Source organism: Gemmatimonas aurantiaca T-27 (genome assembly GCF_000010305.1).
GTDB classification, from domain to species: Bacteria; Gemmatimonadota; Gemmatimonadetes; order Gemmatimonadales; family Gemmatimonadaceae; genus Gemmatimonas; species Gemmatimonas aurantiaca.
The window spans coordinates 2,493,964-2,506,897 of record NC_012489.1 but is presented as its reverse complement, the minus strand read 5'-3'; the positions used below and the strand labels follow the sequence as shown (position 1 = coordinate 2,506,897).

At 66.3% G+C, this 12,934-nt stretch carries 12 protein-coding genes and 1 tRNA gene; 10 read left to right on the top strand and 3 right to left on the bottom strand.

Going from position 1 to position 12,934, the window contains the following annotated elements:
- Positions 1 to 65: 65 nt before the first annotated feature.
- The 4 genes from GAU_RS22615 to GAU_RS20855 all read left to right on the top strand — a co-directional run bounded on the left by GAU_RS22615 (position 66) and on the right by GAU_RS20855 (position 2,650).
- Positions 66 to 371, top strand: coding sequence for a hypothetical protein (locus tag GAU_RS22615; protein ID WP_012683632.1), 306 nt, complete (start codon positions 66 to 68; stop codon positions 369 to 371).
- Positions 372 to 492: 121 nt separating this feature from the next.
- Positions 493 to 566 (top strand) — tRNA-Ile (locus GAU_RS11040).
- Between the two features lie 102 nt (positions 567 to 668).
- Positions 669 to 2,012, top strand: a complete 1,344-nt coding sequence (locus GAU_RS20860; RefSeq protein WP_012683631.1) for a methyltransferase — start codon at positions 669 to 671, stop codon at positions 2,010 to 2,012.
- Positions 2,009 to 2,650 carry a TlpA family protein disulfide reductase gene (locus GAU_RS20855; protein ID WP_052574383.1) on the top strand — a complete coding sequence of 214 codons (642 nt, stop codon included), beginning with the start codon at positions 2,009 to 2,011 and terminating at the stop codon, positions 2,648 to 2,650. The genes GAU_RS20860 and GAU_RS20855 overlap by 4 nt, the downstream gene beginning before the upstream one ends.
- On the opposite strand, the gene GAU_RS11025 is transcribed toward GAU_RS20855, so the two are convergent.
- Positions 2,577 to 3,314, bottom strand: coding sequence for a pseudouridine synthase (locus GAU_RS11025; protein WP_012683629.1), 738 nt, complete (start codon positions 3,312 to 3,314; stop codon positions 2,577 to 2,579). The genes GAU_RS20855 and GAU_RS11025 overlap by 74 nt on opposite strands.
- Positions 3,315 to 3,419: 105 nt before the next feature.
- Here GAU_RS11025 and GAU_RS20850 point away from each other — a divergent pair, with 105 nt between their 5' ends.
- Positions 3,420 to 5,519 (top strand): response regulator, encoded by a 2,100-nt coding sequence (locus GAU_RS20850; protein WP_012683628.1) that lies wholly within the window; start codon positions 3,420 to 3,422, stop codon positions 5,517 to 5,519.
- On the opposite strand, the gene GAU_RS11015 is transcribed toward GAU_RS20850, so the two are convergent.
- The gene (locus GAU_RS11015) at positions 5,470 to 6,216 is read right to left on the bottom strand and encodes an SIMPL domain-containing protein (protein WP_012683627.1); all 747 of its coding nucleotides are present in this window, start codon (positions 6,214 to 6,216) and stop codon (positions 5,470 to 5,472) included. The two genes, GAU_RS20850 and GAU_RS11015, sit on opposite strands and share 50 nt — an antisense overlap.
- A gap of 79 nt (positions 6,217 to 6,295) precedes the next feature.
- Between GAU_RS11015 and GAU_RS11010 the strand changes: the two genes are divergently transcribed.
- Positions 6,296 to 7,264, top strand: a complete 969-nt coding sequence (locus tag GAU_RS11010; RefSeq protein ID WP_012683626.1) for a hypothetical protein — start codon at positions 6,296 to 6,298, stop codon at positions 7,262 to 7,264.
- Here GAU_RS11010 and GAU_RS11005 read toward each other — a convergent pair.
- Positions 7,261 to 8,409: a sensor histidine kinase gene (locus GAU_RS11005; RefSeq protein ID WP_041265464.1), complete on the bottom strand. Its 1,149-nt coding sequence runs from the start codon at positions 8,407 to 8,409 to the stop codon at positions 7,261 to 7,263. The two genes, GAU_RS11010 and GAU_RS11005, sit on opposite strands and share 4 nt — an antisense overlap.
- A 281-nt stretch (positions 8,410 to 8,690) precedes the next feature.
- Between GAU_RS11005 and GAU_RS11000 the strand changes: the two genes are divergently transcribed.
- From GAU_RS11000 to GAU_RS10985, 4 genes are all read left to right on the top strand, one after another.
- Positions 8,691 to 9,587 carry a LytR/AlgR family response regulator transcription factor gene (locus GAU_RS11000; protein ID WP_012683624.1) on the top strand — a complete coding sequence of 299 codons (897 nt, stop codon included), beginning with the start codon at positions 8,691 to 8,693 and terminating at the stop codon, positions 9,585 to 9,587.
- Between the two features lie 56 nt (positions 9,588 to 9,643).
- A complete protein-coding gene (locus GAU_RS10995) occupies positions 9,644 to 10,582 on the top strand; it encodes an alpha/beta hydrolase (protein WP_012683623.1) in 939 nt (312 codons plus the stop codon).
- A gap of 167 nt (positions 10,583 to 10,749) precedes the next feature.
- Positions 10,750 to 11,040 carry a hypothetical protein gene (locus GAU_RS10990; RefSeq protein WP_156798995.1) on the top strand — a complete coding sequence of 97 codons (291 nt, stop codon included), beginning with the start codon at positions 10,750 to 10,752 and terminating at the stop codon, positions 11,038 to 11,040.
- Between the two features lie 62 nt (positions 11,041 to 11,102).
- Positions 11,103 to 12,917, top strand: a complete 1,815-nt coding sequence (locus GAU_RS10985) for a tetratricopeptide repeat protein (protein WP_012683621.1) — start codon at positions 11,103 to 11,105, stop codon at positions 12,915 to 12,917.
- The last annotated feature ends 17 nt before the right edge of the window (positions 12,918 to 12,934 follow it).

The window sequence follows — 12,934 nt, the reverse complement described above, 5'->3', positions numbered from 1 at the left end:
TCTCTTGCTGATACTCCCGGTCGGGTCCCCCAATTCTTTCTTCACACTCGCAGGAGAATCGTCCCATGTTGGAGTTGTTCGGGTCGTCGTCGCTGGACGCGCTCGAAGAGAAGGTGCCGTCATCCCTGTTCGCGCTTGCGGCGGATGACGACGACGAGGATTTCGATGACGAAGGTTTGGACGAAGATGAAACCGACGAGGATGACGACGTCGATTTCGACGACGATGACGACGACCTCGACGACGATGACCTTGATGACCTCGACGACGACGAAGACCTCGATGACGATGAGGACGAGGATGACGACGACGACGAGGACCTCGATGACTACGATGGCGGATACGGCGACGAGGATGATCCCGACGCCTGAGCTGGTGCAGTAACGGGGAATCCGTTCCCCAACGCCCTTGTCTGATGGATGAGCCGAAGCTACATTATGCGGCTCTGGTGGATCGACGTAACGATCTCGTTCGCGAGCCGTTGCGTTCCCCGGGCCTGTAGCTCAGGTGGTTAGAGCGCACGCCTGATAAGCGTGAGGTCGGAGGTTCAACTCCTCCCAGGCCCACTGTTGCAAGTTTTTGGTCATACGCAGTACGCAGGTTTGCGACGGCATCACTTCGGTGGTGCCGTTTCGCGTTTCGGTCGGTGTGACGCCAGGAATCCCTTTATGAGCACCTACCATCAGTGGCTGTCGGCACCGGTCCGAATCGGTGACATCGATATCACCGTGGCCACCAAAGCCGGCGCACAGGCCCACGGCGCCTACGACCCAGCGGCCGCCATGCTCGCCCACTGGGTGGCCGTTCACGAGCCCGTGTCGGTGCCATCCCTGAACGGCGCGCCCCGGTCGGTACACCTGCACGCTGGCCTGGGGCTCTCTGCGGCCTTGGCAGCCCGGCAGGGCTATCAGGTCTTGGCTTGCGACCGTTACGCCCTCCACGTGGCTGCTACGGCCCGCACGCTGGCCCTCTCGGGTATCGACGACCCCGCCGTGATCGTGCGCCATGCCGCCATTCCGGGATCTCAACCCGCGCGGCCGGCGATCAGCACCAGCACCAGCACCAGCACCACCAGCGGCGCGGACCAGGTCATCGGCAACGTCACAGTCAACGCCACAGTCAACGCCACAGTCAACGCGGCCGTCGATGGCGTGGCCGACGGCAGTGTCGCCCTGGTCACCATTCGTATCCCCACCGACCGAATCGGCGTGCAGCTCGCCGTGGCGGAGGCATTTCGGATGCTGGCGGTGGGTGGTGTCTGTCTGCTCGCGGGGGCCAACGACGAAGGCGCCAAATCGGCTGCCAAATTGTTGCAGGCCGTATTCGGTGAAGCCACCGTGGAGGCCCAACACAGCGGGCATCGCATGGTGCGAGCGGTGAAGCGCCATGACCGGGCGGGCGACCACGCCATCTTCGCGCTCCCCTGGCTCGACCTCGGACACTTTCACGCCGTGCCGGTGCAGTTCGCCGGGAATGGCAACCCGGCATTGGCCTTCCGCCAGTTCACCCGGCCGGGCGTGTTTTCGTGGGAGCATCTCGACGAAGCCACGGTGCTGCTGGCTGACGTGATGAACATCCGTCGTGGAGACCGGGTGCTGGACCTGGGCTGCGGGGCCGGCGCACTGGGGGTGGTCGCGTCGATACGCTCGGGAGTGCCGGCCGTGTTGGCCGACGCCGACGCGGATGCGGTGCGTGGTGCGCAGCGCACGGCACGGGAGGCCGGTGTACCGGACGTGCGCGTTCTGGCCAGCGACGTGGCGTCTGCGGTGGAAGATCAGGCTTTCGATGTGGTGGTGTCGAACCCCCCGTTCCATGTCGGCAAGTCCATCGATCTGACCGTGCCGCGGGCATTCATCGACGACGCCTGGCGGACCCTCGCACCGGGCGGACGCCTGTACATCGTGGCCAATCGCACGTTGCCGTATGAGCGCCTGATCGATGCGCGCTTCGGAGAAGTGCGGACGGCCCACGATGGACGGCGCTTCAAGGTGTTGGGCGCGGTTCGTTCATGACCGATGATCCGGAGCGCCTTGCCGCCTCCGGCGGGCCACCCTCTGACAAGGCCGCGACCGACCCATCTGTCCGCCGCCGTTGGCCAGCATGGGCGTCGTGGTCGAATCTGGTGTTTGCCGCAGTACTGCTCTGGGCAGCGCCCCGGTGCTGGCCGCACGTGGAGGCGTTGGTGGGGGCCCGCGCCAAAGAGCGTCGCCAGCCCTCGTATGCGATCACGACGCGCGCTGGGGGCCTGCTTACACCGGACAGTCTGCGCGGGCGCGTGGTCCTGGTGAACATCTGGGCCACCTGGTGCCCACCATGTCGGGCCGAGATGCCGTTGCTGCAACAGCTCGCTGAGGCCTACGCGTCCGACAGTGTGGTGGTGCTGGGGTTGTCGGTGGATCGTGGGCCGGCGCGCACCGTGGACGCGTTCCTCGCCGAGCGTGGCATCACCTATCCGGTGGCGATCGTGTCCGACGAGGTGGTACGGGCCTTCGGTGGCGTGCGGGGCTATCCCACCAGTTTGCTGCTCGACAAGCAGGGCGTGGTGCGCCATACGGTGATGGGTCCGGTGGGGCCGGTCACCCTGCGTCCGGCGCTTCGCCGCCTGATCGCCGAGCCGCGAGACGCAGCGTCTCCACCTCCGCGGCACTGAGTACGCGCCACTCCCCCTCGGCGAGCCCTTCGAGGGTGAGTGATCCGAGCGCGATGCGCTGCAGTGTCACGACATGATTGCCGGTGGCGGCGAACATGCGCCGGACCTGATGGTACCGTCCCTCCACGAGTGACAGGTCGACGGTCCTTGCGTCGTGTACAAAGAGCGTGGCCGGGCGCAGGGGTGCGTCTTCGCCCTTGAGCATCAGCGTGCCGCTCGCAAACTGGGCGGCTTCATCGCCGTGCAACGACTCGGCGAGTGTGACCCGGTACGTCTTCGGCACGTGGGTGCGTGGTGACGTGATGCGATGATTGAGCGCGCCATCATCGGTCAGCAGCAGTAGCCCACTGGTGTCGGCGTCCAGCCGTCCGACCGTGGCCATGACGGGTGATCGCGACAGGAACCGCGACGGCAGCAACTCATACACGATCGGCGGCCGATCATTGGTGGAGCACACATAGCCCAGCGGCTTGTGCAACAGCACGACGGCGCCTTCCGGTGGGTCGAGGGGTTCCCCGTCCACCGCGAGCGTGTCATGCGGGGGGCATTCACCGTCACGAAGAGCGACCCCGTCGCGGGTCGTGACACGGTGCTGCCGAATGAGGATGTCCACCTGCTTGCGCGAGCCGTAGCCCAGTCGAGCGAGATAGCGGGAAAGCAACATGCTGCAAAGGTATCGGGTGCAACCTTTCCCGGCGCCTGTCGTCTTGTCCATGATGTCGTGGCGCGCCGCCGATGCAGGATTGGAAGGCACGATGTCCTTTCCCGCATGACCATGAATTCCTGCCTGACCGCTGCACTGACCAATCGCGCCCGACTGCAATGGATGCAGGATGCGATCGTGCCTCGCACCTATCCTTCAGAACCCTATGAGCACCTGACGCGCGCCGCCGCCCGCGCGATCGACGTGCCCATGGTGCTGGTGTCGCTGGTGGGTGACCGTGAACAATTGGCGCGTGGGGTCGGCGGACCACTCGGTGACCTGACGTTGTGCATGACATCGCCGCTGTCGCATTCGTTCTGCAAGCATGTCGTGGCCTCGCAGTCGGTGTTGCGCATTCCGGACGCCCGCGTGCATCCGCTGGTGTGCACCAACCCGTCCATCGACGAGACGGGCGTCGTGGGCTATCTGGGAATTCCGCTGACGACGTCGGACGGTCACACCCTGGGCGCTCTGTGTGCCATCACGCACACGCCGCGTGAATGGACATCGTTCGAGGAAGCGATCCTGGCGGATCTGGCGCGCGTCGCCGTGTGCGAAATCGAACTGCGGGCGGAACTCGGCTACCAGGAACGCCGCGGACGGTCGTCCGAAGGGTGCGCGCAGGCGGAAGGATTGCCGGAACGTACCGCCGACATTCTCGACCACATGCTGGAAGGGGCGGCAGCGATCGACCGGGAATGGCGCGTGAGCTTCATGAACGAAGCGGGCGCGGCAGCGCTCTGTATCGACCGGGACCAGGTCATCGGTCAGGACCTGTGGAGCGTGCTGCCGCGCATGGTGCATACGCCATTCGAGTCCGCGTTGCGTCAGGCGGCGGTGACGCACCAGTCGCTCGAGATCGAAGCGATGGTACCCGAAGCACAACGTTGGTTCATGATGCGCGTGGTTCCGGCGCGACACGGGCTCGCGGTGTACTTCGCGGACATCACCGAGCGTCGCCGCGCACTCGAAGCGCTCGCGGTGCGCGAGACCCAGTTGCACCAGGCACAGAAGATGGAAGCCGTCGGCGTGTTGGCTGGTGGCATCGCACACGATTTCAACAATTTGCTCACGGTCATCCGTGCCAACTGCGAAATGCTGATGCAACGTCCGGGTACGGTCAGTGCCTCCGAGCCTTTGCTGACCGAAATGCACATGGCCACCACGCGGGCCGCGGAACTCACCGCACAGTTGCTCGCGTTTGGCCGCAAGCAGGTCATGCAACCCCGCGTGGTGGATGCCGGCGCCTTGATTGGCTCGATGGCATCGATGCTCACCCGTCTGCTGCCCCAGACCGTCACCCTGACCACCCGCTGTATGCCGGACCTTCCGGCGGTGGTGATCGACCCTGGGCAGTTGGAGCAGGTGCTGCTCAACCTGACCACCAATGCGCGTGATGCCATGCCGGATGGCGGCAGCATCACGGTGCGTACGGGCTTTGTGAACCTGGCATCCATGCACCGGGATCAGGGGGTCGATATCGCCCCGGGGCGGTGGGTGGTGCTGGCAGTGCGGGATCAGGGAATGGGCATTGCTGAAGACGTGCTGTCACGCATCTTCGAGCCGTTTTTCACCACCAAGCCGGTGGGCAAAGGCACCGGCCTTGGATTGTCCTCGGCGTTTGGCATCGTGCAGGAAGCGCACGGTCACATCGCCGTGGAGACGCAGCTCGGGAAGGGAACGGAGTTCCGGATCTACCTGCCGGCGGCATTGTCGGAGAATGGAGAAGAACCATCCGACATCGCCCTGCCTGTCACCAAGACCGTCGAGCGTGTCCTCGTGGTGGACGATGAACAGGCGGTCCGCGCGGTGGTGGAGCGGGTGCTCGCCAGTGATGGCTACGAACTGCACGTGGCGCGTGACGGCGGGGAAGCGCTGGAGCTGTTCGAGGCGCACAATGGCGCCTTCGATCTCATCCTCAGCGACGTGGTGATGCCGAGGACGAGCGGCGTGGAACTCGCGGGGGCGGTCCGTCGACGCGCCCCCGGCATCCCGGTCCTGCTCATGTCCGGCTATGGCGACGTGCAGGCGGTGCAGGATGAACTGGAGCGGGGCACCGCGCTGATCAGCAAGCCGTTCAATGCCAGCACCCTCAGGGAAGCGGTGCGTCGTGCACTCAACGATCGAGACCGTACACCACGGTCGTCACCACCCGTACGCGCTTGACCACCTGACTTTCCTCGCTGATACCCATGGCCTGGTCGCGGGGGAGAATCTCGAAGACGCCCTGACTCGCTGTGCGAATGCCGCTGAGTGAGCTCTTGGAATCCTTGGCGAACTGCTCGGCCCCTTCGCGGGCCCGGGCCGTGGCTTCGGCGATCATGGCCGGCTTGAGGTCGTTGAGCTTGGTGAAGACAAACGTCGGTCCGCCACCGCCGTATTCCTGACCCGACGACAGGACCACGCCGTTGCGCACCAGCTCCGGTACGCGCTGACTCGCGGCCTGCACCACGTCCACGCGCGTGGAACGCACGACGAGGGTTTGCCGGATGACATAGCGCGCGCTGTTGCCGTAACCGCCCATGGTGCGACCGTCCTGCACGGAGAACTCCTGCATCGTGATTTCCGTGCCGGCCGAATCGAGCCCGTGTTGCTTCAAGAAAGCACGCACCTGTTCGACGTTGCGCTCGAGCGACGCATTGGCACGCGCCAGGTCGTCGTCGGTGGCGACGAGGCGCAACGGCCAGATGGCCAGATCGGCCTGCGCTTCCCGTTCCGACACGCCTTTCACGGACACCGTACGGTCGGCGGTGCGCATGCGGGCGAACCCATTGCCGATCAGAAATCCTCCCGCCAGCACGCCCAGGGCGAGGATGGCGGCGGCGATCGGCGTGGCACTACGGGAGGATGCGTCGGATGTCATTGGGAATGTGGCGAAAGGTCGGATGACGACGGACTGCCGGAAAGTCGGACTCGCGTGACCGCACTGCTGCTGCACGGGTATGGCACGACACCTGATCGCTGACGTCGACCTGCTCGATGGCGCGATGACCGATACGAATTACCCCGAGGTGGTCATGTTGTCACGTCCCTTGAAGACATTATTGCGCATGGCGGCCCCGTTGGGGGTCATGGCGTGTGCGAGTGGTGCAGGATCCACCGGTGCCACCGTGGGCAGCGGTGTGGGCGACAAGATGCTGCGCGGAGCGCCATGGGTGGCCGGCAAGTCGCTTCCCGCGCACCGGGGGGCGGTGGTGGTGTTGCCCCTCGCCTGGCAGGCCGGCGCCACACAGCCCGCGTTCATGGAACCTGGGGCGGCGGCCAGCGATGCGCCGCTGCAGCAGTTGTTGACCGCGATGCAGCAGCATCTCGATTCGCTCGCTGCTGGCGCGGTGGTCGCGCCGCTCCGAGGCGACGGGCTGACGCCGCCCGATGTGCAGTTCGGGTGCCCGTCGCTGAACCAGCAGGAGTGCGACGTCCTCGATCCCGGCGAAACGCTCGGCCGGCAGGGCACCTTCCATCGGTTGGCGGTCGCCAATCCGTCGCCAGCATGGAAGGCCGCGCTGCGGCAGCGTCTCGACAGTGCGCAGGCCACCCATGCCGTGGTCATCACCCTGGAGATTGGCCAGTATCTGCCGCGCCAGCGGGGGATCACTGGCAGCAAGTACGTCACATTGGGCGCCGCCCATGAAGCGTCGTTGCCGTGGCTGACGTCCCTGGAAACCCCGGTGAGCGTGATTCAGTTGACCGGGGCCGTGGTGGACGGGCAGGGCAAGGCGGTGCGCATTGCCGCCGAAGGGCTGTGGGTGAAGCGCACGCCCTTGTTGCTCAGCGCGATCGATGCACAGGCGCTCCTGCGCGACGACGATATTCGTACGCTGCTCCGGACTCCGCGCAACGATCTGCCCGGGCAACCGCTGGTGTGGCAGGCCGGGCTGGCGTCGCTGCTCCGGAGTCTCGAACTCCGCTAGCGCGGCTCCATCGGCAACCGGATTTCCACGCGACATCCGCCGGTGGGCAGGTTGCTCATACGAAACGCATACCGGTCGCCATAGAGCATGGTGAGGCGGGATCGGGTATTCGTGAGACCGATCCCGAGCCCGTCCACCGAAGGGACCGCGGCAAGAAATCTGCCGCTCGTGGTCAGTAAACCATCCAGACCCTTGCCGTTGTCTTGCACTACGATCTCGATCGTGCTCCCCTGCCGTCCCACCCTGACCTCAATGCATTGATCCCGATGACCCGGTGCCAATCCGTGCTTGAGGGCGTTTTCCACCAGCGGCTGCATCAGGAAGCTGGGCACCATGTCGTCGACAATGGACGGGTCGACCGTGATGTCGGCTTCGAGGCCGGCGCCGTACCGCACGCGCGCGATCTGCAGATAGAGCTCCACGAGCTCGATCTCCTGCCAGACGGGAATCATCGGCTGGCCGGCCGAACGCAACGACAGGCGCAGCAGATCGCTGACGCGGGTGAGCGTGCGCTGGGCTTCCCGCACGTCCATCTCCATCAGCTCGGCCACCGAGTTGAGGGCGTTGAACAGGAAGTGCGGATTGAGCTGCATGCGCAGGGCTTCGAGTTGGGTCCGCGCGAGCTTCTGTTCGAGTTCGGTGGCGGCGCGATCGCGCTCACGGTAGCGGCGCACGAACTCCACCATGTAGGCGGCGCCCAATACGGCCCAGTACAGCACCACCTGGAAGTCGAGGTGGTTGACCAGCACGACCCGCAGCGTGAAGGCGTAGCTGGTCACCTGACCCACCGCGCCAAAGACGTGGTCGAGCCAGGCGATGACAAACACGTCGATGATGCACACCAGCGCGCTGGCGACGATGTGCACGGTCAGCCACGGCAGCAGGCGAGCGGTGTCGAGCTTCACCCGGTCGACGAGCGTCAGGATCAGTTGCGACCACAGGCTCCACAGCAGCCAGGTGGAGCCTTGCCAGATCAGGGCGGTGCCGATGCCGTAGTGGGCACCCGAGGCATCGCCCACCAGCGTCATCTGCAGGGACGCGAGCACCGCCGGGATGATCCAGACGGCGGCAAACAGAATGCGAGTCACCCGACGGAGGCGCAGGCCTTCGTCGGCAATCGTCAACGGCTGAGTGGGAGAAGCCATATAGGGAAGCAGCGACGTCGTGTACGGTCTGGCAAGCGGGGTCGATGCCGGCCGGGGCGGACGGTGAGAATACCAGCGGAGCTGGAACCCGCGCCGATCGGGCAACGTAGTACGACACGGAGGGGTCCGCCGAGCGCGAGTCCCGCGTGTGCCCGATCGAGGAGGTCATTCCCCCGAATCAGGTGCAATTCTGCGCGGCGGCCCGGTCAGGCATCACCGGCCCATCGGACCTCTCAGCGCATTTTCGTGGTGATGCCGACCAGTCAACCGGAGGGAAGAAGGTGAGCGTTCGAGTCCTGATCGTCGATGACGAGGCATTGGCCCGTCAGCGTGTGCGGCGCCTGCTGCAGAACGAGGCGGATGTGGAAGTGGTGGGCGAGGCAGAGAGTGGCCACGAGGCCGTCGGGCTGATTCGCGAGTTGCAGCCGGATCTGGTCTGCCTCGATGTGCAGATGCCTGGCCTGGACGGGTTTGGCGTGTTGCGCGAACTCGAGGGCGGCCATGTGCCGATGGTCCTGTTCATCACCGCCTACGATGAACATGCGCAGCGGGCCTTCGACGTCCACGCCGTGGACTACGTGCTCAAGCCGGTGGACGCGGATCGTTTCCGTTCGGCGTTCGACAAGGCGCGTCGCCAGCGTGCGCACGCCGTCGCTGCCGAACGGCTGGGTGAGTTGCTGGAAACGGTGCGTCGTCTGGCCGATGGCAACAGCGACAACGCGACGTCGTTGCTGGGCAGCACCCTCGGTGGTGCGCTGGGTCTGGGCGGAGCCGGCAGTGGCGGCACGGCGCTCGCGCCGGCGCCGACGGCCGGTGCTACGAGCACGCAGGGCGGCGGAGCCGGACGGTATGCCAGCCGCATCCTGGTGAAACAGGATGGCCGGATGTTCTTCGTGAAGACCACCGAAATCGACTGGATCGAAGCGGACCGGAACTACGTGCGGTTGCACGTGGGCAAGCAGGCGCACACGATCCGCGAGCGGATCAGTCATCTCGAAGAGACGCTCGATCCGCGTGTGTTTGCGCGCATTCACCGCTCCACGATCGTGAACCTCAATCGGGTGCGCGAGATGCAGCAGTGGTTCTCCGGTGACTATGTGGTGATTCTCGAAGACGGCACCCGCCTGCGTCTGAGCCGCCACTATCGGGATCGCGTGGAGAAGCAGGTCGGCGTCTGAGGCACGTCTGCGGGAGTGTTTCGTGAACCTCTGCGGCCATGTGGGTATGATTGATCATGGCGGCGAGTTGGCAGTCTTTCTGGGTTGAACGTCTCGTGCGGGTGCGCATGCGCCCGCACGCGCTGCGTCCGATTGATCCGCAGTGGGTGCGCACCAACATGGGCCGCCCACGCGTGGCGCGGCGCCTGATGGCGCGCGCCACCGGTGCCCGGTATGCGCACCTGCCACCCCAGCACACGTGGGTTGGCGGTGAACGCCTCGAAGGCGCCACCTATGCCCAGGCGCAAGGGCCGACCGTGCTGTATCTGCATGGGGGAGGCTTCATTGGTTGCTCGCCGGAGACGCATCGTTCGCTCGCCGGCGCGTTGGCGCAGCGGTTGGAGGCGCAGGTCTTTGTGCCGGCGTACCGACTGGCACCTGAGCACCAATATCCGTATGCGCTCGACGATGCCTTGGGGGCGTACCGCTATCTCCTCGAACAGCGGCAGGTCGACCCGTCCCGATTGATCGTGGCCGGAGATTCCGCAGGGGGAGGGCTGGCGTTGGCGATGCTGCTGGCCGCGCGGGATCGCGGCTGGCCGTTGCCGGCGGCGATCGTGACTTACTCGCCGTGGACGGATCTGGCAGCCACCGGCGCGTCGCTCGAAGAGAACAGTGATCGCTGTGCGATGTTCGCGGCCGTCACCATCCGACGAGCGGCGGCGTTCTATCTCGGCGAGGCGGACCCACGGTCTCCCTATGTGTCGCCGTTGTACGGAGACTTCTCCGGCTTTCCGCCCATGCTGGTGCATGCCAGCACCGACGAAGTATTGCGCGATGATTCCGTGCGTCTGACCGAATACGCGCGTGCCGTTGGCGTCGACGTGGAGCTCCGGCTCTGGCCCCGCGTGCCGCATGTGTGGCAGTTCTTTTCCGGAGTGCTGCCCGAGGCGCGGGAATCGCTGGCCGACACGCAACGGTTTGTGCGGAATCACCTCCGTTCGCGTCAGCCATAGTCGTTGTCGCTCTGCGGTCGTCGCATCGGCGGCGGCGCCTGGCTATACACGAAGATCGGTGCGCCCGCGCCATTTGCGATGCGCGTCACTGCCACTTGTGAACGCGGGCGGCCTTCCCTGTGACGATCCGTGACGCCCGATTTTTCGGGGCGTCCTGCGGACAGATCATGAATGATTCCGACATCTTCCCCCAGTACCAGCCACCCGACTGGTCGCCTCTGCAGAAGGCCTTGGCCGCTGTGTTCGGCACGGCCGCGTCTGAAGCGGCAGCGGCGTTTTGGTTCGTGGGGTTCGTGGAAGGGCCGGTGGATGTGGGGGAGCTCCGGGTGTACGAGCACAGCGTGACCCGCCGCCAGTTGGCCCTGGATCGCGACGGGAGCGCCTACCGCTGGCTGAACGAAGTCGGGGGGTATGTCCGGGTCGATGAGGAGTCGGCGCTGATCGAAGCGCTGCTCTAGACCCCGCTCCAAACCGTCGGCGGGGGTGCAGGAACGGGCCCCATCCGCCGATACTCCTCTGCATGTCCTCCAACGTGAACGGCGTCCCCGGCCTTCGGGGCACACCGATTACACCGGCCACGTCTACGCGGCCGGTCGGAGGCGCACGCGCGGTTGTTCGGGTTACCCCGACGGTATCGACCGAACGGATCGGGACAGACGGACCGCTGTCGCGCAGTGGGCTTCCGCTGGATGCGCTGTTCGAGACGGCGGATCTGCTCGAGACGCGCGAACCCCTTCCGCGTGGGGCCACCGCGATGGGGCTCGCGCAGGCACGGACCGCCTTGCTGCGTCAACTCCCGGGGGACGCGCTGGCGGCGCTCGACGATGTTTGGAGCGGCGCTCAGCGCAGTGAGGAGGGGTGGTACCTCCGCGCCGGAGCCCTGACCGTGCTGGGGTTGCCTGGCGAAGGCGAACGGGTGGCCAGCGAAGGGTTGGACCTGCGACCCACCTCGCTCGCGCTGCGCTATCTGCAATCGGTCACCCGCGCCATGACGGGAGACTGGTCCGGTGCGCGGGCCGCCCTCACCAACGCCCTCGACGCGGCGCCTGAGGACCCGGTGCTGCGTTTGCAGCAGGCGGTGGTGCTGGCCCGCCAGGGGCATCTCAGTGACGCCAGCGAGATCGTTGCGGCGGTTCAGCAGCAATTTGTCGATCACCCGGCCGTCGGATGGGCGCGGGCGGTGCTGCGCACCGTGGCCACCGATCGCGCACGCCGCGAGTCCCGCGAAACGATCTCCGCCGACGATGAGGGGTTTGCGTCGGTGGTGTCGTTCATCGACCTGCCCGCCGACGACGAACCGATCAGCCGTACCACGCCCCGCGACACGACCCGCGCGGCTGGGCCGGGTCTGGACGACGAGATCGATGCCGCCGCAGTGGATGAATCCGTGCGCTGGTCACCCACCGACGGTGGCGACCTGGTGGAGCATGCCTTCGCGTCATTGGGGGCGCGCCTGGTGCGGCGTCCCGAGGGGCTTCCCACCGCCGATATGCGGGTACTCATGCGCGCGCTTTCGGCGGGCGGCACACTGATGGGCAGTTGCACACCGGAGCAGGCGCACGCGGCGCGTACCCTGATCGGTCAATTGCTCGATGCCACCCGGCACCTGGAGGCCAGTACGGTGATGCGGCCAACGCCCTCGGTGGGACTGGCCGCCCTGCTGGCCGCCCTCCGTCGCCATGATCCGGCCGAGGCCCTGCGTCTCTGGCAGCGGTCGAGCATTGCCGTGGCGCCAGGGGCACGTCGTCTGGTGCAGGCGTTGCTGGATGGCGCGCGCGGCGGCCCGGATCAGGCAGCCGAGTCCTCGCCACAGCGCGGACGCACGGACACCGGGGTGGACTGGACGATGTCTTCCGCCGGCATTGTGCGGAACGAGCGGGATGGAGCGGCCCTGCTGCCGGTCCGGTTCGGGTTGTCTCTCCTGACGGACGCTCCCGAAGTGCGTTCCGATGCGGCGGACCTGGCCGGTGCCCCCAGCGCGGCGGCCAACAGCGTGATGTACACACCCGGCGCCGGATTCGAAGGCATCCGGGACGGGCGGGCGTTCACTCCCCGTACGCCCGGTATGGGCGTCGCCAGCGACTTGGTGGTGCAGGGTGAAGCCACCGGCCTCGGGTGGGGTGGGGCACGGGCGGCCGATCTGCTGCAGGGGCCTCAGCAACGGGAAACCGAGGCGGCCGGCGCCCGCATCGCGGCGGTGCTCTGCGTGGTGCTGGCGGTGGGCGCGAGTGTGGTCGGATTCAACGCCGTGGCCATCGCGTTGGCGGTGGGGGCGGCGTGGCTGGGTATGCGGCGCAGTACAGCGGGCAGTTTTCGAGCGAACGATCGCCGCTGACCGTGCGTCGGCGGCGA

Coding starts and splice junctions, on each gene's coding strand:
- GAU_RS22615 (WP_012683632.1), top strand. CDS start 66: ATGTTGGAGTTGTTCGGGTCGTCGTCGCTGGACGCGCTCGAAGAGAAG.
- GAU_RS20860 (WP_012683631.1), top strand. CDS start 669: ATGAGCACCTACCATCAGTGGCTGTCGGCACCGGTCCGAATCGGTGAC.
- GAU_RS20855 (WP_052574383.1), top strand. CDS start 2,009: ATGACCGATGATCCGGAGCGCCTTGCCGCCTCCGGCGGGCCACCCTCT.
- GAU_RS11025 (WP_012683629.1), bottom strand. CDS start 3,314: ATGTTGCTTTCCCGCTATCTCGCTCGACTGGGCTACGGCTCGCGCAAG.
- GAU_RS20850 (WP_012683628.1), top strand. CDS start 3,420: ATGACCATGAATTCCTGCCTGACCGCTGCACTGACCAATCGCGCCCGA.
- GAU_RS11015 (WP_012683627.1), bottom strand. CDS start 6,216: ATGACATCCGACGCATCCTCCCGTAGTGCCACGCCGATCGCCGCCGCC.
- GAU_RS11010 (WP_012683626.1), top strand. CDS start 6,296: ATGGCACGACACCTGATCGCTGACGTCGACCTGCTCGATGGCGCGATG.
- GAU_RS11005 (WP_041265464.1), bottom strand. CDS start 8,409: ATGGCTTCTCCCACTCAGCCGTTGACGATTGCCGACGAAGGCCTGCGC.
- GAU_RS10995 (WP_012683623.1), top strand. CDS start 9,644: ATGGCGGCGAGTTGGCAGTCTTTCTGGGTTGAACGTCTCGTGCGGGTG.
- GAU_RS10990 (WP_156798995.1), top strand. CDS start 10,750: ATGAATGATTCCGACATCTTCCCCCAGTACCAGCCACCCGACTGGTCG.
- GAU_RS10985 (WP_012683621.1), top strand. CDS start 11,103: ATGTCCTCCAACGTGAACGGCGTCCCCGGCCTTCGGGGCACACCGATT.